Raw genomic sequence first — 18778 nt, forward strand, 5'->3', positions numbered from 1 at the left:
ACCGCCTCAGGAGTCGGCGAGCACCCGCTTTTCCCGCTCGGCCGCGGACACCCTCGGGCAGGTCGCGCAGGCGCTCTGGCCGTCCAGGGCGAAGTGGAAGCAGCAGCTCTCCCGCCGCCGGGTCCACACCGTGCGGCCCTCGCCGTGCACCGGGTACAGCCGGGAAGCCGAGGTGAACGGCTCGACCAGCGCGGGCAGCACCAGCGCGGCCTCGGCCACGCCCGCGCCCTCGTCGCCGAGCATCCGGCCGGTCTGCCACAGCGCGCTGTCCAGCGCGTCCGTGGCCGCGCCCCAGAGCATGTGCCTGCCCAGCCGGGTGGTCGGGCCGTAGGCCGCGACGAACTCCCTGGCGTGCCCGGCGAAGCGGGCCCGCAGCACCCCGGCCAGCGCGGCCTCGTCCCTGACCACGGTCGCCTCGGGGGTGCCTGCCGCCGGGTCCTCGGGCAGGCAGACAAAACCGGCAGAAAGCAGCGCGATGCCGTCGGGGTGCGGACGATCACCCGAAAGGCGGAATGCGAGGTCGCCCGGCCGCAGCCAGGGCACCCGGCGGGCGGTGTGGAACAGGATGGCGCCCAGGTAGGCGGGTACCTGGAGATACCAGGCCAGCACGTAGCCCGCGGTGGTGCGGTCCGGAACATTTCCGTCGTAGTGGTCGTTGAGCCAGATGGCGAGGTCTTTCCGCCACCGGTCGAACTGGGCCGGGTCGGCCAGCAGGTCGGCGCAGACCCGCCAGGAGTCATCCGGAGTCCCGAAGCGCACCGTGAGGTGTCCGCGCGAGGTGTCGACACCAGCCAGCGAGGCGGCCAGTGCGCTCGGCGCCAGACGGACGGTCACCCAGGAGCTCCTCGATCGATGGTCAGGCTTGCCTAACCTAACCTAGGGTGATCAGGTATTCCGCCATCGGGGTGATCCGGTCGCCAGACGGCAGTTTGTTCGCGCTCAGCGGACACCGCCGATCCGGTGGAATTGTGTCCACCTCACACTCGTTGTGTCGGTCAGTAGCGAGAGTGTGAGGACGGAAGGAAGAAGTCGGGCCGACTAGAGTGGCCCTACGGTGCCGACCCGGGAGCGAACACTGGGGTCGAGGGCCGCCGGCGCAGCAGTCAGGGAGTGCGAATGTTCGAAAGGTTTACCGACCGCGCGAGGCGGGTGGTTGTCCTGGCCCAGGAGGAAGCCAGGATGTTGAACCACAACTACATTGGCACCGAGCACATCCTTCTGGGCTTGATCCACGAAGGTGAGGGTGTCGCCGCCAAGGCGCTGGAGTCGCTGGGCATCGCCCTTGAAGGCGTGCGCCAGCAGGTCGAAGAGATCATCGGTCAGGGCCAGCAGGCGCCGAGCGGGCACATCCCGTTCACGCCGAGGGCGAAGAAGGTTCTCGAGCTCTCCCTGCGGGAGGCGCTCCAGCTCGGCCACAACTACATCGGCACCGAGCACATCCTGCTCGGCCTGATTCGCGAGGGCGAGGGCGTGGCCGCCCAGGTCCTGGTGAAGCTGGGCGCCGACCTGAACCGGGTGCGGCAGCAGGTGCTCCAGCTGCTCTCCGGCTACCAGGGCAAGGAGCCCGCCGAGTCCGGCGGCCGCGGCGAGGGCACCCCGTCCTCCTCGCTGGTGCTGGACCAGTTCGGCCGCAACCTCACCTCCTCCGCCCGCGAGGGCAAGCTCGACCCGGTCATCGGGCGCGAGAAGGAGATCGAGCGGGTCATGCAGGTGCTGTCCCGCCGCACCAAGAACAACCCGGTGCTCATCGGTGAGCCCGGCGTCGGCAAGACCGCGGTCGTGGAGGGCCTTGCCCAGCGGATCGTCAAGGGCGAGGTGCCCGAGACGCTCAAGGACAAGCAGCTCTACACCCTCGACCTCGGCTCGCTGGTGGCCGGTTCCCGCTACCGCGGTGACTTCGAGGAGCGCCTGAAGAAGGTGCTCAAGGAGATCCGCACCCGCGGCGACATCATCCTGTTCATCGACGAGATCCACACCCTGGTCGGCGCTGGCGCCGCCGAGGGCGCGATCGACGCGGCCAGCATTCTGAAGCCGATGCTCGCCCGCGGTGAGCTGCAGACCATCGGCGCCACCACGCTGGACGAGTACCGCAAGCACGTCGAGAAGGACCCCGCGCTGGAGCGGCGCTTCCAGCCGATCCAGGTCGGCGAGCCCTCGCTGGAACACACCATCGAGATCCTCAAGGGTCTGCGCGACCGGTACGAGGCGCACCACCGCGTCTCCATCACCGACGGCGCGCTGGTGCAGGCGGCCACCCTGGCCGACCGCTACATCAACGACCGCTTCCTGCCGGACAAGGCGATCGACCTGATCGACGAGGCCGGCGCCCGGATGCGGATCCGCCGGATGACCGCGCCGCCGGACCTGCGCGAGTTCGACGAGAAGATCGCCGACGTGCGCCGGGACAAGGAGTCCGCGATCGACGCGCAGGACTTCGAGCGCGCGGCCAAGCTCAGGGACGCGGAGAAGCAGCTGCTGGGCCAGAAGGCCGAGCGGGAGAAGCAGTGGAAGGCCGGTGACCTCGACGTCGTCGCCGAGGTCGACGAGGAGCAGATCGCCGAGGTGCTGGCGAACTGGACCGGCATCCCCGTCTTCAAGCTCACCGAGGAGGAGACCTCGCGTCTGCTCCGCATGGAGGACGAGCTGCACAAGCGGATCATCGGCCAGTTCGAGGCGGTCAAGTCCGTCTCGCAGGCGATCCGCCGCACCCGTGCCGGTCTGAAGGACCCGAAGCGTCCGTCCGGCTCGTTCATCTTCGCCGGTCCCTCCGGTGTGGGTAAGACCGAGCTGTCCAAGGCGCTGGCCGAGTTCCTCTTCGGCGAGGACGACGCGCTCATCCAGATCGACATGGGCGAGTTCCACGACCGCTACACCGCCTCGCGGCTCTTCGGCGCGCCCCCCGGGTACGTCGGCTACGAGGAGGGCGGTCAGCTCACCGAGAAGGTGCGGCGCAAGCCGTTCTCCGTGGTGCTCTTCGACGAGATCGAGAAGGCGCACCAGGAGGTCTACAACACGCTGCTCCAGGTGCTCGAGGACGGCCGCCTGACCGACGGTCAGGGCCGCACGGTGGACTTCAAGAACACCGTGATCATCTTCACCTCGAACCTCGGCACCCAGGACATCTCCAAGGCCGTCGGCCTCGGCTTCACCGCCAACACCGGCGCCGGCTCGAACTACGACCGGATGAAGCAGAAGGTCAACGACGAGCTGAAGAAGCACTTCCGCCCCGAGTTCCTCAACCGGATCGACGACATCATCGTCTTCCACCAGCTCACCGAGGAACAGATCATCAAGATGGTCGACCTGATGATCAACCGGGTGGAGACCCAGCTGCGCAACAAGGACATGTCGCTGGAGCTCACCCCGGTGGCGAAGAAGCTGCTGGCCAAGCGCGGCTTCGACCCCGTGCTCGGCGCCCGGCCGCTGCGCCGGACGATCCAGCGCGAGATCGAGGACCAGCTGTCGGAGAAGATCCTCTTCGGCGAGATCCAGCCTGGGCAGATCATCATCTGCGATGTCGAGGGCTGGGACGGCGAGGGTCCGGACGACAAGGTGAAGTTCGTCTTCCGCGGCGAGGCCAAGCCGACCCGCGTGCCGGACGCGCCGCCCGTCGACCTGGCCGGCCCGGCCGGTGACGAGCCCGAAGCGGGCACCGGCACCAACGGCTGACCAACGCACCACCCGGGAGGGGCAGGCCACTTCGGTGACCTGCCCCTTTCGCATTTCCCCGCCCCGGCCCGGATGTTCAGGCACTCTGGTGGGGTGACCCACTCGCGGATCGAGGCCGACACAACGCCGCTGAGGCGTCGTGGCGCGCCGCCGCGGCCGCCGGAGCCGGCGGAGCCGAAGCGGCGGCGGCCGGGCGGCAAGCTCGCCGGGGTGCTGCTGTTGCTGGTGGCCGCGCCGGTGGTGGTGCTCACCGCGCTGCGCGGGGTGGGTTTCGACCAGCAGAAGCACGCCGCCGCGGCGATCGCGCTGACCCCGTACGCGTTGCCGGCGGCCGTGGTGCTGGCGGTGCTCGCGCTGCTGCTCAAGCGCTGGCTGCTGGCCATCGTGCTGGTGCTGTGCACCGTGCTGCTCGGCCTGATCGTGCTGCCCAGGGCGTTCGTGAAGGCCCGGCCGATCGCGGTCGGCACCCAGGTCAGGGTGCTGTCGGTGAACCTGTTCTTCGGCAGGGCGGACGCCGCGACCGTGGTCAACCTGGCCAGGGGCGCCAAGGCCGACGTGCTCAGCCTGCAGGAGCTGACCCCGGAGGCGGTGGCCGCGCTGGACGCGGCCGGCCTGGGCCAGGAGCTGCCGTTCCGGGTGTTCGAGCCGGGCGCGGGCGCCACCGGCACCGGGATCGCCGCCCGGCACCCGCTGACCAGGATCGCGCTCGGCCGCACCCCGGCGCCCGGGGCGTACGCCCAGCCCGCCGCGCTGGTCAACCTGCCGGGCCCGCGCGGCCTGGAGATCATGGCGGTGCACCCGAGGGACCCGGTAGGCCCGAAGGGCGCCGAGTCCTGGCTGCTGGACCTGGGCACGCTGCCCGAACCCCGCACCGAGGGCCCGGCCAGGGTGCTCGCCGGTGACTTCAACGCCACCCTGGACCACTCGCCGCTGCGCCGCCTGCTCGGCCAGGGCTACCAGGACGCCGCCGACCAGGCCGGCGCCGGGCTGACCAGCACCTGGCCGGCCAGGGGCGCGTTCCCGCCGCCGGTGACCCTGGACCACGTGCTGGTGGACAAGCGCTGCCCGGTGGACCGCTTCGACGTCTTCGACGTGGCCGGCAGCGCCCACCGCTCAATCCTGGCCACCCTCACCGTGCCCAACTCCGGTCCCTAGACCAGCGCGTCCAGCTCGGTGAGGGCGTCCAGGCAGGTCAGCGGCAGCGAGACCCCTCGGCCGTGCCGGACCTCCGGCTCGCGCGGGTTGATCCGGACCAGCCCGCCACCGGCCGCGCTGGCCAGCTCGGCCTGCCTGCGCACGGTGGGCACGGCCTGCCCGGCGCCGATCTCGACCACCACCAGGTTCGCCCCGCGCAGCTCCCGCCGCCAGGCGGTGTAAGCGTCCAGCTGGGCCTGGCTGCGGTGGCCGACCCAGTCGTAGTCGCCGAACATCAGGATGTTGGGCCTGGCCAGCCCGCCGCAGCCGGGACAGCTCGGCAGCTCGCCGACCGCACGCATGGTGTCCGGGTCGATCTGCACCGCCAAGCCGTCGGCGGACCAGATGTCGTCGGAGCAGGAGCCCGCGCACTGGAGGTGGTGGATCGAGCCGTGGCACTCCGCCACCCGCTCGAACCCGGCTGACTGGAACTGCCCGTCCACGTTGGAGGTGAACACCCACTGCCCGCGCGGCAGCCGCTCACCCCACTTGCGCAGGATGCCGAACCCGGCGTGCGGCACGGTCGAGCGGTACAGCGCCAGCCGGTGCCCGTAGAAGCCCCAGGCCAGCGCCGGGTCCTCGGCGAAGTGCACCGGATCGGCCAGTTCGGCGAAGCGCAGGCCGAGCGCGGCGTAGGGCGGGTAGGCCCGCCAGAAGCCCGCGTCACCGCGGAAGTCCGGCAGGCCGCTGTCCACACCCATGCCCGCGCCGGCACACACCAGCAGGGCGTCGGCGCCGCGGAGCAGCTCCGCGGCGCGCGCCAGCTCAGTCCGCGGTGCTGGGTCCGGCACTGAGCACGACCTCGAACTCCAGCAGGCTGGACCCGGTGCCCACCGGCTTGGCCCGCTCACCGGCGTGCGCGGCCTTGGCCGAACCGCCCATCCACGCCTGGAAGTGCTCCTCGGTCTCCCAGCGGGTGTAGACGAAGTAGCGCTCCTCGCCCGCCTTCGGGCGGAGCAGCTCGAAGCCGAGGAAGCCCGGCTCCTTCTCCACCGCGCCCAGCCGGGCGGCGAACCGCTTCTCCAGCTCCGCGCCGGACCCGTCCGGCACCTCGATCGCATTGATCTTCACAACGGCCATGCGGCCAGCCTAGTGGTCCGGCTGGGAAGGGTGGCCTGATCTCGACCGCCCCACGACGCGACCGGCGGCGTTGCCGGGGCACCCACGTACGGTCCAGTACGAGGGTGCCCCGGCGCCTTGCCGGACGCGCCGTGGCACGGCCGATATCAGGCCACCCTTCCGAGCCGGACCACTAGCCTGGCTGGCATGCGCGATGGCGTGGTCGACTTCGGCGGCGAGGGACCGGGAATCCTGTTGCTGCACGGGCTGATGGGCCGGGCGAGCACCTGGTGGTCCACCGCCCAGTGGCTGCGCCGCTACGGCCGGGTGGTCGGCCTGGACGCCCGCGCGCACGGCCGCGCCAGCAGGGACAAGCCCTGGCGCACCGAGGTCTTCGCCGACGACGCGGCCGCGCGGATCAGGGAGCTGGACCTGGGGCCGGCGATCGTGATCGGCCACTCCATGGGCGGCCTGCACGCCTGGGCGCTGGCGGCCAGGCATCCCGAGCTGGTGCGGGCCGTGGTGTCCGAGGACATGGCCCCCGACCAGCGCGGCAAGACCGTCGAGGTGTGGCGGGACTGGTTCGCCGCCTGGCCGGTGCCGTTCGCCTCGCTGGCCGCGGTGCGCGCCTTCTTCGGCGCGGACCGGACCGAGGTCGGCGACTACTTCATCGAGTGCTTCGAGGAGACCGCGGACGGCTACCGGCTCACCGCCGACCTGGAGGACCTCTACGAGATCGCGGGGGAGTGGGGCGAGCGGGAGTACTGGTCCTTCGTCGAGGCGGTGCGCTGCCCGCTGCTGGCCATCGAGGCCGAGCACTCGGCGATGCCGCCCGGCCAGATCGCCGAGGTGGCCCGGCGGGCCGGGGACGGCCGCTACTTCCTGGCCAAGGGCGCTGGCCACGTCGTGCACTACGAGACCCCCGAGCAGTACCGGGGCGCGGTGGAAGCCTTTGTCAGCGAGGTCCTGGGCCGCTAAGCGGACCACAGCTCGTCGACCGCGCCGGTGCGCGTGTCCACCACGCCGATCGCGGACACGCCCGCCCGGATCGGCTGGTACGGGTGCACCGCGGCGAACCCGGCGGCCAGCTCCGCGCCGGTGACGCCCTGGGCCAGCGTGCAGTGCGGCACCCAGGAACCGGGCAGGTAGTAGGCCGAGGGATGCTTGACCCGGCCGGCCAGCACGTCGTGCACGGCCGAGTGCACCGCGAGCAGCTCGGCGTCCACCACCGCGGCCAGCATCAGCACGTTCTCGCTGGTGGCGAAGGCCCCGACGTTGTGCAGCCAGAGGCCGGGCATGGACAGCAGCGCCAGGTCCGCGCGCAGCTCCGCCCTGGCCCTGGCCGGGATCTGCGCGGCCACCGCGAGCGAGATGTGCGGCTGGTGCGCGCGGTGGCTCAGCGTGGCCAGGCTGGGCACCCCGGCCGCCTCCAGCCGGCGCCACAGCCCGCGCACCGCCGTGTCGGCCTCGGGATCGAAGAACATCTCCAGTGCGTCCGCCACAATCGCAGCACGCTAGTCCGTGCACCTGGCCCACCTGGAGCCGCTATGAACACCGTGCTGTGGATCCTGCAGATCGTGCTCGCCGCCGCCATGCTCGGCGCGGGCGCCGCCAAACTCATCCAGGGCCGGGCGAAGCTGCTCGACAAGATGGGCTGGGCCGAGGACTTCTCCGACGGCATGTTCCGCGTCATCGGCGCGGTGGAGGTGCTCGGCGCGCTCGGCCTGATCCTGCCCGCGGTCACCGGCATCGCGCCGGTGCTGGTCCCGATCGCCGCCCTCGGCCTGGCGATCACCATGCTGGGCGCGGTGATCGTGCACGTGCGGCGCAAGGAGTACGGCCAGCTCCCGCCGTCCGCGATCTTCCTGGTGCTGGCCGTGGTCATCGCCTGGGGCCGGTTCGGCCCGTACCCGCTCTGAGCAAACGCCGCTAGGCCTCGCCGGGTAGCCCGAACAGCCCGTCGTCGGTCTGCTCCACCAGCCCGTCCACCAGCAGCGAGTGCAGGCACCGGTCCCGCTGCCCTGCCTCGTCCCACGCCGCGTCCAGTGCCGCCCTCGGCACCGGGCCCGGCGCGCCGCGCAGCACGTCCAGCAGCCGGCCGCGCACCTGCCGGTCGGTGCCGGCGAACTTCTGCACCACCTTGGCCGGGCCCGCGTACGCCGGTCGCCCGGCCCGCTGCCAGGCGCAGTCGGCGTAGACCGGGCAGTCCGCGCAGCGGGGCGAGCGCGCGGTGCACACCACCGCGCCCAGCTCCATCAGCGCCGCCGAGTACCGCGCGGCCCGTGCCGGGTCGCTCGGCAGCAGCGCCTCGACATCGGCCATGTCCCTGGTGGTCGAGGGCGGACCGGCGTCGCCTGCCCCGTGCACCGCCCTGGCCACCACCCGGCGCACGTTGGTGTCCACCACCGGGCAGCGCTGGCCGTAGGCGAAGGCCGCCACCGCCCGCGCGGTGTAGGCGCCGATGCCGGGCAGCGCCAGCAGGGTGTCCACGTCCGAGGGCACCACGTCGCCGTGCTCGGCCGCGATCGCGGTGGCCGCCGCGTGCAGCCGCAGCGCCCGGCGCGGGTAGCCCAGCTTGCCCCAGGCCCGCAGCACCTCGCCCTGGCTCGCCGCGGCCAGCGCCGAGGGCGTCGGCCAGCGCGCCAGCCACTCGCGCCAGATCGGCTCCACCCGCGCGACCGGGGTCTGCTGCAACATGATCTCGCTGACCAGCACCCCCCAGCCGGTGCAATCGGGGTCCCGCCAGGGCAGGTCACGGGCGACACGGTCGAACCAGCCGACAAGCGTGTCCGGATCCAGGGAAACAACAGTCGCCATAGCGTGCACAATCCTCGCACCCACCCCGCCCGCGGAGGAAACATGGCCACCCGCCCAGCCCCGCCCCAGGACAACCTGGCGGCCCGGATCGCGTTGCGGTTCACCGCGTTCACCGAACGCTGGCTGCCGGACGCCTTCGGCTTCGTGCTCGTCGGCACCTTCCTGGTGCTGCTGCTCGGCCTGGCCACCGGCCAGGGGCTGACCACCATGGTGGACGCCTGGGGCAAGGGCGTGTGGAGCCTGGTCACCTTCACCCTGCAGATGGCCATGATCATCATCGGCGGGTACGCGCTGGCCACCGCCCGGCCGGTGGCCAAGGTGATCGCCTGGCTGGCGAGGATCCCGAAGACCCCGCGCGCGGCGATCACCTTCACCGCCGCCGCCTCCATGCTCACCTCGTACCTGAACTGGGCGTTCAGCCTGATCTTCACCGCGATCCTGGCCAAGGAGATCGCCAGGCTGGTGCGCGGGGTGGACTACCGGGCGCTGGGCGCGATGGCCTTCCTCGGCCTGGGCACGGTGTGGGCGCAGGGCCTGTCCGGCTCGGCCGCGCTCCAGGTGGCCAGCGCGGACTCCAGCCCCAAGGCGGTGCAGGAGGTGATCAAGGCGGAGCGCGGGTCCGGGCTGATCCCGCTCACCGAGACGATCTTCCTGTGGCAGGGCATCGTGGCCACGCTGATCGTGTTCGTGGTCGCCGTGGTCACCGCGGCGGTGATCGCGCCGTCCGGCGAGCGCGCCAAGACCGCCGCCGACCTGGGCATCGAGCTGCGACCGCTGGTCGGCCCGGCCGAACCGGAGCCGAAGGGCCGTCCCGGCGACTGGCTGGAGCGCAGCCCGGTGTTCTCCGTGCTGCTGTTCGCCCTGGGCGCCTGGTACCTGGTCCGGCACTTCGTCAACGCCACCGGCAGCCCGCTGAACGCGCTGGACCTCAACACCATCAACCTGGTCCTGCTGCTGCTCGCGCTGATCCTGCACTGGCGGCCGCACCGCCTGGTCGCCGCGGTGCGCGCGGGCGCGCCGGCCGCGGCCGGGGTGCTGCTGCAGTTCCCGCTCTACGGCGGCATCTTCGGCATGATCGCTTTCACTGGCCTGTCCGGGGCGATCGCGGGCTGGCTGGTGGACATCTCCAACCCGGCGCTCTACCCGGCGCTGATCGCGATCTACTCCTGCGTGCTGGGCGTGTTCGTGCCCAGCGGCGGCAGCAAGTGGGTGATCGAGGCGCCGTACGTGCTGGACGCGGCCAACCAGCTCCAGGTGCACCAGGGCTGGATGGTGGTGGTCTACGACCTCGGCGAGGCCAGCGCCAACCTGCTCCAGCCGTTCTGGATGCTGCCGACGCTGGCCGTGCTCGGGCTCAAGGCCCGCGACATCATGGGCTACACGTTCGCGATGTTCCTGGTCTGCTTCCCGACCGTGCTGATCGTGGTCACCCTGTTCGCGCGGACCCTGACCTTCCCCTAGATCACCTCGTGCAGCAGTGCGGTGGCCACGTCGTAGACGAACCCGCGCACGTGCTCGGTGTGCTCAAGGAACGGGCTGCGGCGCACGCGCTGCACCGACTGCCGGACGCTGTCCTTGACCTCGCGGAAGGCTTCCAGGGCCCACGGCGGGCGCAGGCCGGTCTCCTGCTCCAGCTCGTCCTTGAACTCGTCCTCGGTGAAGGTCATCAGGCCACAGCTGGTGTGCTGCATGACGATGATCTCGCGGGTCTCCAGCTTGCGCTGGGAGATGGTCAGCGAGCGGATCATGTCGTCGGTGACCACGCCGCCGGCGTTGCGCATGATGTGCGCCTCGCCGTGCCGGAGGCCGAACACGTCGAACACCTTGATCCGGGCATCCATGCAGGTCACGATCGCCAGGTGCAGGGAGGGCTTCGGAGAGGGAATCTCCGGGTGGCCCAGTTCGCCTGCCACGGCGTTGCGCTGGAGCAGTTCGTCGATCGCGGTCATGACACTCCCCTCAGCTGCGGCTGTGTTGATGGAAACCCGAGCCGGGCGAACCGGCAAGATGACTTTGAGCAAACTCACGCGATCGGCCGGACGTTGGTTGCGCACGCAACACGCCAAACGGCGGAACGGTGAATTACGTCATTTGGAGCAACCGGGGCGTTACCGTCTGCTTGTGCTCGATCCGGTGGGACCTCACCCGCCGTCGGTGTACTGGCGCCGGCGCGCGGTAGCCCTTGGCGCGTTCGTGCTCGTCTTACTCCTCGGGGTGTGGGCCGTCGGCCTCGCCTTCGGCGGCAGCGACGACACCGAGCGCGAGCTGGCCGAACTGCGCGCCGCGGCCTCCGCGCGGGGCATCGCCACGCCGGGTTCCTCCGCGCCGAGCAGCCCGGTGGCCGCGCCGCCGCCGAGCAGTGCGGCCCCGCCCCCCTCAGCGGAGCCCCCGCCGCCGCCCCCGCCACCGCCGCCAGGGCCGCCGCAGCCTTGTCCGAACGAGGTCACCAAGGTGGTCGCCGAGGTCGGCGCGCCCGAGTACCGGGTGGGCCAGCGGCCGGAGTTCCGCCTGGTGGTGACCAACACAGGCCCGGTGCCGTGCACCCGTGAGCTGGACCCGAAGGTGCAGGAGATCCTGGTGCTGGGCCAGGACGGCGCCCGGCTCTGGTCCAGCAACGACTGCTATCCCGGCCGCAACCCCGACCTGCGCACCCTGGAGCCCGGCGGCACCGCGGTGTTCCGGCTGGCCTGGCACGGCCGCACCTCGGCGCCGAACTGCGCGGGCAAGCGCAAGACGCTGCCGGCCGGGGACTACTCGGTGGTGGCCAAGGTCGACGACCTGGCCAGCGCGCCGACCCCGTTCCGGCTGCGCTGATCAGCCGTAGCGGTCCACGATCGAGGACTCGGCCAGCCTGGACAGCCCCTCGCGGACCATCCGCGCCCTGGTGTCGCCGACGCCGTCCACGGTCTGCAGGTCGTCCGCGGTGGCCGCGAGCAGCGCCTGCAGCGAGCCGAAGTGCTCCACCAGCCGGTGCTGCACCGGCGCGGGCAGCCGGGGCACCCTGGCCAGCAGCCGGTAGCCGCGCGGGCTGACCTGGCCGTCCAGCGACTCAGGGCCGGCGGGGAAGCCGAAGGCGGCGGCGATCGCGGCCACGTTCAGCAGCTCGGTGCCGTCCAGCGCGTCCAGCGCCGCGACCACCTGGTCCGCGCTCGGCGCGCCGGGCTCGTCCACCAGGTAGTCCCGGATCACCAGCTCGCGGTCCAGCTCGACCCCGCCGACCAGCTCGTCCAGCTGGAGCTCTATCAACCGGCCGTCCGCGCCCAGCTCGACCACGTGCCAGCCGATCTCGTCCGCGATGCGCTGCACCATCTCCAGCCGCTGCACCACGGTCATCGCGTCCTTGAGCGTGACGAAGTCCTCGATCTCCAGCGCGGACAGCGCCTGCGCCACCTCGTCCAGCCTGGACTTGTAACGCTCCAAAGTGGACAGTGCCTGGTTGGCCCGCGACAGGATGGTGGCCGAGTCGGTCAGCACGTGCCTGCGCCCGTCCACGTACACGCTGACGATGCTCATCGACTGGCTCACCGAGACCACCGGGTGCCCGGTCTGGATCGCGGTGCGCTCCGCGGTGCGGTGCCGGGTGCCGGACTCCTCGGTCGGGATGGTCGGGTCCGGCACCAGCTGCACGTTGGCGCGCAGGATCCGGTCCGCCTCGGTGGACAGCACCATCGCGCCGTCCATTTTGGACAGTTCGCGTAACCGGGTGGCGCTGAACTCCACGTCCAGCCGGAAGCCGCCGTCGCAGATCGACTCCACCGCCTCGTCGTGGCCGAGCACGATCAGCCCGCCGGTGCGGCCGCGCAGGATCCGCTCCAGGCCGTCCCGCAGCGCCGTGCCGGGCGCGAGCCGGGCCAGGGTGGCCCACACCAGCTCCGACTGCGTCCGCTCGCTCACGATGTCCCTCCTGCCCGATCCGACACCGGAGTCTACGTTCGGCCACGAACGCGTGAACGCCTCGACTCCCGGCGGACAACACTGGTTGTGAGGACGATGACCGAACGCCGCCCCGGGGCGCCGCCCCCTGCCGAGGCCGAGCGCCCCGACCTGTCGTGTCCGCAACCGGCCGCCGTGTTCGGGTCGCTGTTCGACGCGCACGCCGCCGCGCTGCACCGCTACCTGGCCCGCCGGGTGGGCGCCGGCGCGGCCGACGACCTGGTCAGCGAGACCTTCCTGGTCGCGCTGCAGCGCAGGCACAGCTACGACCCGGCGCGGGCCGCGGTGCGCTCCTGGCTGTACGGGATCGCCACCAACCTGCTGCGCGGCCACCTGCGCGCCGAGGTCCGCGGCTACCAGGCCACCGCCCGCGCCGCGGCCCGGCAGCGGCCCGAGGACGGCCACGACGGCCGGGTCGCGGCCATGGTGGACGCGGAGGCCGCCACCCTCGGCCTGGCCGCCGCGCTGGCCGGGCTGGCCCCCGGCGACCGGGACGTGCTGCTGCTGACCTCCTGGGCCGGCCTGGACTCCACCGAGGTGGCCGAGGCCCTGGACATCCCGGTCGGCACCGTCCGCTCCCGGCTGCACCGCGTCCGGCGCGAACTGCGCGCGCACGCCCCTGACCACGGCAAGGAGGACCCCCGATGACCGAGCACCGCGTGTGGCGCGAGGACGAGCTGGACGCCGCACTGGCCGCGCTGCACCCCGAGGTTTCTCCTGACCCGGAAGCCCTGGCCGCGGCCAGGGCACGCCTGCTGACCGCGGCGGAGACGCCAGCGGTCCGGCCGCGCCTTGCCGCGCGCCGCTGGCTGGTCGCGGCGGCCGCGGTCGCCGTGGTCACCACCGGCGCGCTGCTGGCGCAGACCTTCACCACCGGCGGCGCGACCGCCGACGCCAGGGACGTGCTGGCCACCGCGGCCAAGGGCGCGGACGGCGACCGCCCGCTGCGCCCGGGTGAATACCGGTACGTGGTCGCCCGCTCCTGGGACTCGGCCAGCACGGTGCACGCGGACAAGACCTACAGCTACCTGGAGGAGACCCTCCGGGAGACCTGGATCCCGTTCGACGAGAACGCCGAGTGGGTGCGCAGGGAACGGCTGACCGGCAACCGGCAGTGGACCCTTGGCGTCACCGAGGCCGAGTACCGGGCCGCCGGGCTGCCGCTGGACCCGGTCGGGCAGCCGGTGGACAAGCGCGCGCCGCGCGGGGAGTTCGACGCCGCCGGTGAGCTGTCGGCGTGCGGGCAGCCGCCGTGCCCGGTGACCCCGCCGGAGGTGGTCCGCGAGCGGGAGCGCAAGGGCAGCTGGCAGACCCCGACCCAGGCCTGGCAGGACGCGCTGCCCGCCGATCCGGCCGCGCTCTACGAACGGCTGCGCGCGGGCCTGCGACCGGAGCTCGCCGAGAGCGGGGCCTTCGAGAACGCCCGTGCCGCGCTGCGCACCGGCCGCCTGCGCACCGAGGTCCGCAACCGGCTGTACCAGGCGCTGCGCCTGCTGCCTGGCATCACGGTCAAGGACGGCGCGGTCGACCTCGGCGGGCGGCACGGCGTGTCCCTGGGCCTCGCCGGCGAACTGAGCAGCACGGAGATCATCATCGAGCCCGCCTCCGGGCGGTTCCTCGGCGAGCGCGCCGTGGTGCGGCAGGACAGCGAGCACTTTCCGAGGGGCACGATCATCTCGCACAGCACCGTCGGCACCGCTGTCGCAGCTCAGGCGGGCATTGCGCCGTCCCGGTGAGCGTTGGGTGACCGCGCGTGACAGACCCCAGGGGGGAGGGGGTATTGTTATCGCGTTCACTTGGCCATCGAGTTAGTGGACGCAATCAAGTGTTGTGGCCGGCCGGGATTCGGGGTCCAGGCCGTGCTTGCTGGAAGAGGGCCCGCACACCGCTCGGGGGTGTGCGGGCCTTTCCACGTTCTCAGCCCTCGGAACGCAGCTCCCGCAGCGCGGAACCCAGGTCGGGCACCACGGTCGCCTTGATCTCCGCGGGCAGCGGCCCGGAGTCCGGCGGCACCAGCGCGTGCGTGAAGCCCATCCTGGCCGCCTCGGCCAGCCGCCGCCCGGCCCCGGCCACCCGCCGCACCTCACCGGCCAGGCCGACCTCGCCGAGCGCGATCATGGTCGGCGGCAGCGCCACGTCGCGCGCGGCCGAGGCCACCGCGAGCGCCACCGCCAGGTCCGCGGCGGGCTCCAGCACCCGCATGCCGCCGACGGTCGCGGTGAACACGTCCTTGTCGCCGAGGCGCACCCGGCCGCGCCGCTCCAGCACGGCCAGCACCATGGCCACCCGTGCCGAGTCCAGCCCGCTCACCGCGCGCCGGGGCGCGGGCAGGTTGGTCGCCGCGACCAGCGCCTGCACCTCGCCCAGCAGCGGCCGCTTGCCCTCCACGATCACCGTCACCGCGGTGCCGGGCACGCCGACCTCACGCTGGTTGAGGAACAGGCCGGAGGGGTCGGCCACGCCGACGATCCCGTCGTCCCGCAGCTCGAAGCAGCCCACTTCGTCGGCGGGGCCGTAGCGGTTCTTCACCCCTCGGACCAGCCGCAGGGTGGAATGCCGGTCGCCCTCGAAGTGCAGCACCACGTCCACCAGGTGCTCCAGCACCCTGGGCCCGGCGATCGAGCCGTCCTTGGTGACGTGGCCGACCAGCAGCACCGGCAGGTTGTTCTCCTTGGCCACCGCGATCAGCGCGGAGGCCACCGCGCGCACCTGGGTCACCCCGCCGGGGGTGCCGTCGATCGCGGCGGACTGGACGGTCTGCACCGAGTCCACGATCAGCAGCCCCGGCCGCACCGCCTGCACGTGGCCCAGCACCGCGGACAGCTCGCCCTCGGCGGCCAGGTACATCTCGCCGTGCAGGTTCCCGGTCCGCTCGGCGCGCAGCCGCACCTGACCGGCCGACTCCTCGCCAGTGATGTAGAGCGAGCGCCCGTTGCCCTGCGACGCCGCCCAGCGGTGCGCGACCTCCAGCAGCAGGGTGGACTTGCCGACGCCGGGCTCACCGGCCAGCAGGATCACCGCGCCGGGCACCACCCCGCCGCCGAGCACCCGGTCCAGCTCGCTGACCCCGGTGGAGACCGCGCGGGCGGCCTCGATGTCCACCTCGCCGATCGGCCGGGCAGGCGCGGACACCGCGCCCGCGGTGATCTTGGCGAGGGCGGGCTTGACCGCGCCCTTCTCCTCGACCGTGCCCCAGGCCTGGCATTCCGGGCAGCGGCCCACCCACTTGGCCACCTCGTTGCCGCACTCGGCACAGCGGTAACCGGGACGGGCCGTGCGCACGTTCTTCGACACGAGCCGAACCTAGGGCCTCGGTCCGACAGTCAGCGGGTCAGTGGCCGCCGGAGCCGCCGTGTCCGCCGGTGGTGGGCTCGGCCGTACGGGGCTCCTCGTCCGCGGCGATCGGCACCTGCAGGGTGACCGAACCGGCCTTGGCGAAGGAGAAGGTCACCGGGATGGTCTGGCCGGGCCACAGCTCGCGCTTGAGGCCGACCAGGGTGATCATCACCGAGCCGACCTTGAGCTTGCTGGTGTCCGCGGCCGAGGTGCTCGGCGGCGTGGCCGAGGTCGAGGTGGCGGCGCCGGAGGCCGGGGTGGCGCCGGTGGTGCTGGTCGGCGTGGTGGAGCCGCTGCTCGCGGTGCCGTGCTCGGCCTCGTTGGCCTCGGCACGCAGCACGAAGCCGGCCGGGATCGTGCTGCCGCCCTTGACCTCGGCCGGCGCGCTGGTGGCGTCGCTGGTGACGGAGACCAGCTGGTCGTCGTGCGCGCCGCTGTTGATCAGGCTGACCAGCAGGGAGGGGTTGCTCTTGGCCGGGTACTTGTGCTGCGCCGGGAAGGCGAACTGGGCATCACGCAGTTCGATGGCCCCGACCTTGCCGCTGGCCCCGTTCACCGCGGCGACCTGGATCGCGGTCTGCGACTGCATGCCAGCGCCACAGCCGGTCACGGCCAGCGCGATACCCAGGCCCAGCGCCGCCGGGACCAGGCGGGCACGGACTGCCTTCTGCTCTACACGGCTCACAGTGCGCCGATCCTTCCCTGGAGTACCTGGTGAACTCCTCGGCCGCAGCCTAACCAAGCGCGCCCGCGCGGGTGGCACCTGGTGCCCCGCGCCGGGCCGGTATTGATGATCACCTGTTCGCGGCAATACGGCGTAGGCCATTTCGCCGTGCCCCAGAGTTTCGCGGAGATCAAAAGTCCACTGTGGACCCGGCCTTGCCCCGCGCTGACCGGGGGAAGCATGTCCCGCTCCGGTTTGTCAACCCCTCCCGTGGCCGCTGACCTGCGCTTACAGATCGCCGGGGGGTCGAGCGGAGATGGCCGGACGTGTTAGGATGGGGGCAGCGAAAGGGGCAGAGGACACATGGTTTTCAAGGTCGGAGAGACCGTCGTCTACCCGCACCACGGTGCCGCTCTCATCGAAGCAATTGAGACCCGCGTGATCAAGGGCGAGGAGAAGAAGTACCTCGTCCTCAAGGTCGCGCAAGGAGACCTCACCGTCCGGGTGCCCGCGGACAACGCCGAGATCGTCGGCGTGCGGGACGTTGTCGGTCAGGAAGGTCTGGATCGGGTCTTCGAGGTGCTGCGTGCTCCGCACACCGAAGAACCGACCAACTGGTCTCGGCGGTACAAGGCCAACCTTGAGAAGCTCGCCTCCGGCGATGTGAACAAGGTTGCCGAAGTGGTGCGCGATCTCTGGCGACGGGAGAAGGACCGCGGCCTGTCCGCTGGTGAGAAGCGCATGTTGGCCAAGGCTCGGCAAATACTGGTGAGCGAGCTGGCCCTGGCCGAAGGCACTGACGAGGACAAGGCCGAGGTTCTCCTCGACGAAGTCCTCGCCACCGCCTCCTGACAAGTCGAGAGAAGACACCGCCGCTGCCATGAGTGTTGTCGCGCTCGTGCCCGCTGCCGGGCGAGGTGAGCGGCTCGGTGCCGGTGTGCCGAAGGCCCTCGTCGAAGTCGGCGGCGAGCCGTTATTGGTGCACGCGGTACGTGGTCTGTGGCGATCGGGCTGTGTCCAGCAGGTCGTCGTCGCCGCACCACGGTCCGAAGTTGACGTCGTGACCGCCGCACTGGCCTCGGTCGGTGCGGCGGTGCACGTCGTCATCGGTGGCGCCGAGCGTTCCGAGTCGGTCAAGCTGGCCCTGGACGCCGCGCTGGAGATCGTCCCCGATGCCGAGGTCGTGCTGGTGCACGACGCGGCCCGCGCCTTCACCCCGCCTGGGCTGACCGCCTCCGTGGTCGCCGCCGTGCGGGCAGGCGCCCCCGCGGTCATCCCGGCCCTGCCGGTGGCCGACACGATCAAGCAGGTGGACGCCGACGGTGTGGTTCGCGCCACGCCGGACCGCACCACGCTGCGTGCCGTGCAGACTCCCCAAGGTTTCGCCGTCGACGTGCTGCGCAGGGCCCACGAGGCCGCGCTGGCCGACGGTGTGGCCGCCACTGACGACGCAGGCCTGGTCGAGCGCATCGGCATCCCGGTGCACACCGTGCTCGGCCACGCCGATGCGATGAAGGTCACCACCCCGTTCGACCTCACCGTGGCCAGTGCCCTGCTGGCCGCGCGATCCCCAGCTGTGGAGGGCCAGGCGTGATCCCGCCGCGTGTCGGAGTCGGCACCGATGTGCACCCGATCGAGCCCGGCCGGGACTGCTGGATGGCCGGTCTGCTCTGGGAAGGGGTGGACGGCTGCGCCGGTCACTCCGACGGCGATGTGGCCGCGCACGCGCTGTGCGACGCGCTGCTCTCCGCCGCCGGCAAGGGCGACCTGGGCGCGGTGTTCGGCACCGGCGACCCGCGCTGGTCCGGCGCGCACGGGGTCGAGCTGCTCGCGCACGTCCGGGACCTGCTGGCCGAGGACGGCTGGCAGCTGGGCAACGCGGTGGTGCAGGTCATCGGCAACGCGCCGCGGATCGGCAAGCGCAGGGACGAGGCGCAGAAGGTGCTCTCCGAGGCCGCGGGCGGCGACGTCGCGGTCTCCGGCACCACCACCGACGGCCTCGGCCTGACCGGTCGCGGCGAGGGTGTGGCCGCGGTGGCCACGGCGCTGATCTACCGCGCCTGAGGCGGCGCTGGGCGTTCCCGCTGGTGTGAGTTATCTCAACGC

The 18778-nt window shown here is 72.0% G+C and carries 20 protein-coding genes; 11 read left to right on the plus strand and 9 right to left on the minus strand.

The window, feature by feature from the left end:
- Positions 1–6 precede the first annotated feature (6 nt).
- Positions 7–834, minus strand: a complete 828-nt coding sequence (locus tag ACWDY5_RS11795; RefSeq protein WP_449722192.1) for a (2Fe-2S)-binding protein — start codon at positions 832–834, stop codon at positions 7–9.
- Positions 835–1116: 282 nt separating this feature from the next.
- Here ACWDY5_RS11795 and ACWDY5_RS11800 point away from each other — a divergent pair, with 282 nt between their 5' ends.
- Together ACWDY5_RS11800 and ACWDY5_RS11805 are read left to right on the plus strand one after the other, a co-directional pair.
- Entirely contained in the window at positions 1117–3669 is a 2553-nt protein-coding gene (locus ACWDY5_RS11800; RefSeq protein ID WP_283662633.1) for an ATP-dependent Clp protease ATP-binding subunit, read from the plus strand.
- Positions 3670–3762: 93 nt separating this feature from the next.
- Positions 3763–4824: an endonuclease/exonuclease/phosphatase family protein gene (locus ACWDY5_RS11805; protein ID WP_449722193.1), complete on the plus strand. Its 1062-nt coding sequence runs from the start codon at positions 3763–3765 to the stop codon at positions 4822–4824.
- Here ACWDY5_RS11805 and ACWDY5_RS11810 read toward each other — a convergent pair.
- Positions 4821–5654, minus strand: a complete 834-nt coding sequence (locus ACWDY5_RS11810) for an SIR2 family NAD-dependent protein deacylase (RefSeq protein ID WP_449722194.1) — start codon at positions 5652–5654, stop codon at positions 4821–4823. The genes ACWDY5_RS11805 and ACWDY5_RS11810 overlap by 4 nt on opposite strands.
- Positions 5629–5943, minus strand: a complete 315-nt coding sequence (locus ACWDY5_RS11815; RefSeq protein WP_252483105.1) for an antibiotic biosynthesis monooxygenase family protein — start codon at positions 5941–5943, stop codon at positions 5629–5631. Before ACWDY5_RS11815 ends, ACWDY5_RS11810 begins: the two co-directional genes overlap by 26 nt.
- A 186-nt stretch (positions 5944–6129) precedes the next feature.
- Between ACWDY5_RS11815 and ACWDY5_RS11820 the strand changes: the two genes are divergently transcribed.
- Complete coding sequence (locus ACWDY5_RS11820) at positions 6130–6900, plus strand: alpha/beta fold hydrolase (RefSeq protein WP_449722195.1); 771 nt, start codon at positions 6130–6132, stop codon at positions 6898–6900.
- Here ACWDY5_RS11820 and ACWDY5_RS11825 read toward each other — a convergent pair.
- Positions 6897–7424, minus strand: a complete 528-nt coding sequence (locus tag ACWDY5_RS11825) for a 2'-5' RNA ligase family protein (RefSeq protein WP_449722196.1) — start codon at positions 7422–7424, stop codon at positions 6897–6899. The two genes, ACWDY5_RS11820 and ACWDY5_RS11825, sit on opposite strands and share 4 nt — an antisense overlap.
- Positions 7425–7469: 45 nt before the next feature.
- On the opposite strand from ACWDY5_RS11825, the gene ACWDY5_RS11830 reads away from it, so the two are divergent.
- Positions 7470–7841 carry a DoxX family protein gene (locus ACWDY5_RS11830; protein ID WP_449722197.1) on the plus strand — a complete coding sequence of 124 codons (372 nt, stop codon included), beginning with the start codon at positions 7470–7472 and terminating at the stop codon, positions 7839–7841.
- A 10-nt stretch (positions 7842–7851) separates the two neighbouring features.
- On the opposite strand, the gene ACWDY5_RS11835 is transcribed toward ACWDY5_RS11830, so the two are convergent.
- Positions 7852–8739, minus strand: coding sequence for an A/G-specific adenine glycosylase (locus tag ACWDY5_RS11835; RefSeq protein WP_449722198.1), 888 nt, complete (start codon positions 8737–8739; stop codon positions 7852–7854).
- Between the two features lie 42 nt (positions 8740–8781).
- On the opposite strand from ACWDY5_RS11835, the gene ACWDY5_RS11840 reads away from it, so the two are divergent.
- The gene (locus ACWDY5_RS11840; protein WP_449722199.1) at positions 8782–10200 is read left to right on the plus strand and encodes a short-chain fatty acid transporter; all 1419 of its coding nucleotides are present in this window, start codon (positions 8782–8784) and stop codon (positions 10198–10200) included.
- Here the strand turns inward: ACWDY5_RS11840 and ACWDY5_RS11845 are convergent.
- Positions 10197–10688: a beta-class carbonic anhydrase gene (locus ACWDY5_RS11845; RefSeq protein WP_449722200.1), complete on the minus strand. Its 492-nt coding sequence runs from the start codon at positions 10686–10688 to the stop codon at positions 10197–10199. The two genes, ACWDY5_RS11840 and ACWDY5_RS11845, sit on opposite strands and share 4 nt — an antisense overlap.
- 172 nt (positions 10689–10860) lie before the next feature.
- Here ACWDY5_RS11845 and ACWDY5_RS11850 point away from each other — a divergent pair, with 172 nt between their 5' ends.
- Positions 10861–11553: a DUF4232 domain-containing protein gene (locus ACWDY5_RS11850; protein WP_449722201.1), complete on the plus strand. Its 693-nt coding sequence runs from the start codon at positions 10861–10863 to the stop codon at positions 11551–11553.
- Here ACWDY5_RS11850 and disA read toward each other — a convergent pair whose 3' ends face one another.
- Positions 11554–12633: a DNA integrity scanning diadenylate cyclase DisA gene (gene disA, locus ACWDY5_RS11855; RefSeq protein ID WP_449722202.1), complete on the minus strand. Its 1080-nt coding sequence runs from the start codon at positions 12631–12633 to the stop codon at positions 11554–11556.
- A gap of 96 nt (positions 12634–12729) precedes the next feature.
- On the opposite strand from disA, the gene ACWDY5_RS11860 reads away from it, so the two are divergent.
- On the plus strand, positions 12730–13320 hold the full coding sequence (locus ACWDY5_RS11860; protein WP_283662645.1) for an RNA polymerase sigma factor: 591 nt from the start codon (positions 12730–12732) through the stop codon (positions 13318–13320).
- Positions 13317–14408, plus strand: coding sequence for a CU044_5270 family protein (locus ACWDY5_RS11865; protein WP_449722203.1), 1092 nt, complete (start codon positions 13317–13319; stop codon positions 14406–14408). Before ACWDY5_RS11860 ends, ACWDY5_RS11865 begins: the two co-directional genes overlap by 4 nt.
- Before the next feature lie 181 nt (positions 14409–14589).
- Here ACWDY5_RS11865 and radA read toward each other — a convergent pair whose 3' ends face one another.
- Both radA and ACWDY5_RS11875 read right to left on the minus strand, forming a co-directional pair.
- Positions 14590–15966 carry a DNA repair protein RadA gene (gene radA / locus ACWDY5_RS11870; RefSeq protein ID WP_449722204.1) on the minus strand — a complete coding sequence of 459 codons (1377 nt, stop codon included), beginning with the start codon at positions 15964–15966 and terminating at the stop codon, positions 14590–14592.
- Positions 15967–16003: 37 nt separating this feature from the next.
- Complete coding sequence (locus tag ACWDY5_RS11875; RefSeq protein WP_449722205.1) at positions 16004–16693, minus strand: hypothetical protein; 690 nt, start codon at positions 16691–16693, stop codon at positions 16004–16006.
- Positions 16694–17035: 342 nt separating this feature from the next.
- Here ACWDY5_RS11875 and ACWDY5_RS11880 point away from each other — a divergent pair, with 342 nt between their 5' ends.
- From ACWDY5_RS11880 to ispF, 3 genes are read left to right on the plus strand one after another with little or no spacing between them, the layout of a single operon-like run.
- On the plus strand, positions 17036–17524 hold the full coding sequence (locus ACWDY5_RS11880) for a CarD family transcriptional regulator (RefSeq protein ID WP_065915127.1): 489 nt from the start codon (positions 17036–17038) through the stop codon (positions 17522–17524).
- A 28-nt stretch (positions 17525–17552) separates the two neighbouring features.
- Positions 17553–18266, plus strand: a complete 714-nt coding sequence (gene ispD, locus ACWDY5_RS11885) for a 2-C-methyl-D-erythritol 4-phosphate cytidylyltransferase (protein ID WP_449722206.1) — start codon at positions 17553–17555, stop codon at positions 18264–18266.
- Positions 18263–18736, plus strand: coding sequence for a 2-C-methyl-D-erythritol 2,4-cyclodiphosphate synthase (ispF, locus tag ACWDY5_RS11890; RefSeq protein WP_449722207.1), 474 nt, complete (start codon positions 18263–18265; stop codon positions 18734–18736). The genes ispD and ispF overlap by 4 nt, the downstream gene beginning before the upstream one ends.
- The last annotated feature ends 42 nt before the right edge of the window (positions 18737–18778 follow it).

Source organism: Crossiella sp. NPDC003009 (assembly GCF_053591555.1).

What these genes read in the sequence shown, in the direction of transcription:
- ACWDY5_RS11800 (WP_283662633.1), top strand. Translation starts at nt 1,117, where the DNA reads ATGTTCGAAAGGTTTACCGACCGCGCGAGGCGGGTGGTTGTCCTGGCC.
- ACWDY5_RS11815 (WP_252483105.1), bottom strand. Translation starts at nt 5,943, where the DNA reads ATGGCCGTTGTGAAGATCAATGCGATCGAGGTGCCGGACGGGTCCGGC.
- ACWDY5_RS11820 (WP_449722195.1), top strand. Translation starts at nt 6,130, where the DNA reads ATGCGCGATGGCGTGGTCGACTTCGGCGGCGAGGGACCGGGAATCCTG.
- ACWDY5_RS11830 (WP_449722197.1), top strand. Translation starts at nt 7,470, where the DNA reads ATGAACACCGTGCTGTGGATCCTGCAGATCGTGCTCGCCGCCGCCATG.
- ACWDY5_RS11835 (WP_449722198.1), bottom strand. Translation starts at nt 8,739, where the DNA reads ATGGCGACTGTTGTTTCCCTGGATCCGGACACGCTTGTCGGCTGGTTC.
- ACWDY5_RS11840 (WP_449722199.1), top strand. Translation starts at nt 8,782, where the DNA reads ATGGCCACCCGCCCAGCCCCGCCCCAGGACAACCTGGCGGCCCGGATC.
- ACWDY5_RS11845 (WP_449722200.1), bottom strand. Translation starts at nt 10,688, where the DNA reads ATGACCGCGATCGACGAACTGCTCCAGCGCAACGCCGTGGCAGGCGAA.
- ACWDY5_RS11860 (WP_283662645.1), top strand. Translation starts at nt 12,730, where the DNA reads ATGACCGAACGCCGCCCCGGGGCGCCGCCCCCTGCCGAGGCCGAGCGC.
- ACWDY5_RS11865 (WP_449722203.1), top strand. Translation starts at nt 13,317, where the DNA reads ATGACCGAGCACCGCGTGTGGCGCGAGGACGAGCTGGACGCCGCACTG.
- ACWDY5_RS11880 (WP_065915127.1), top strand. Translation starts at nt 17,036, where the DNA reads ATGGTTTTCAAGGTCGGAGAGACCGTCGTCTACCCGCACCACGGTGCC.
- ispD (WP_449722206.1), top strand. Translation starts at nt 17,553, where the DNA reads ATGAGTGTTGTCGCGCTCGTGCCCGCTGCCGGGCGAGGTGAGCGGCTC.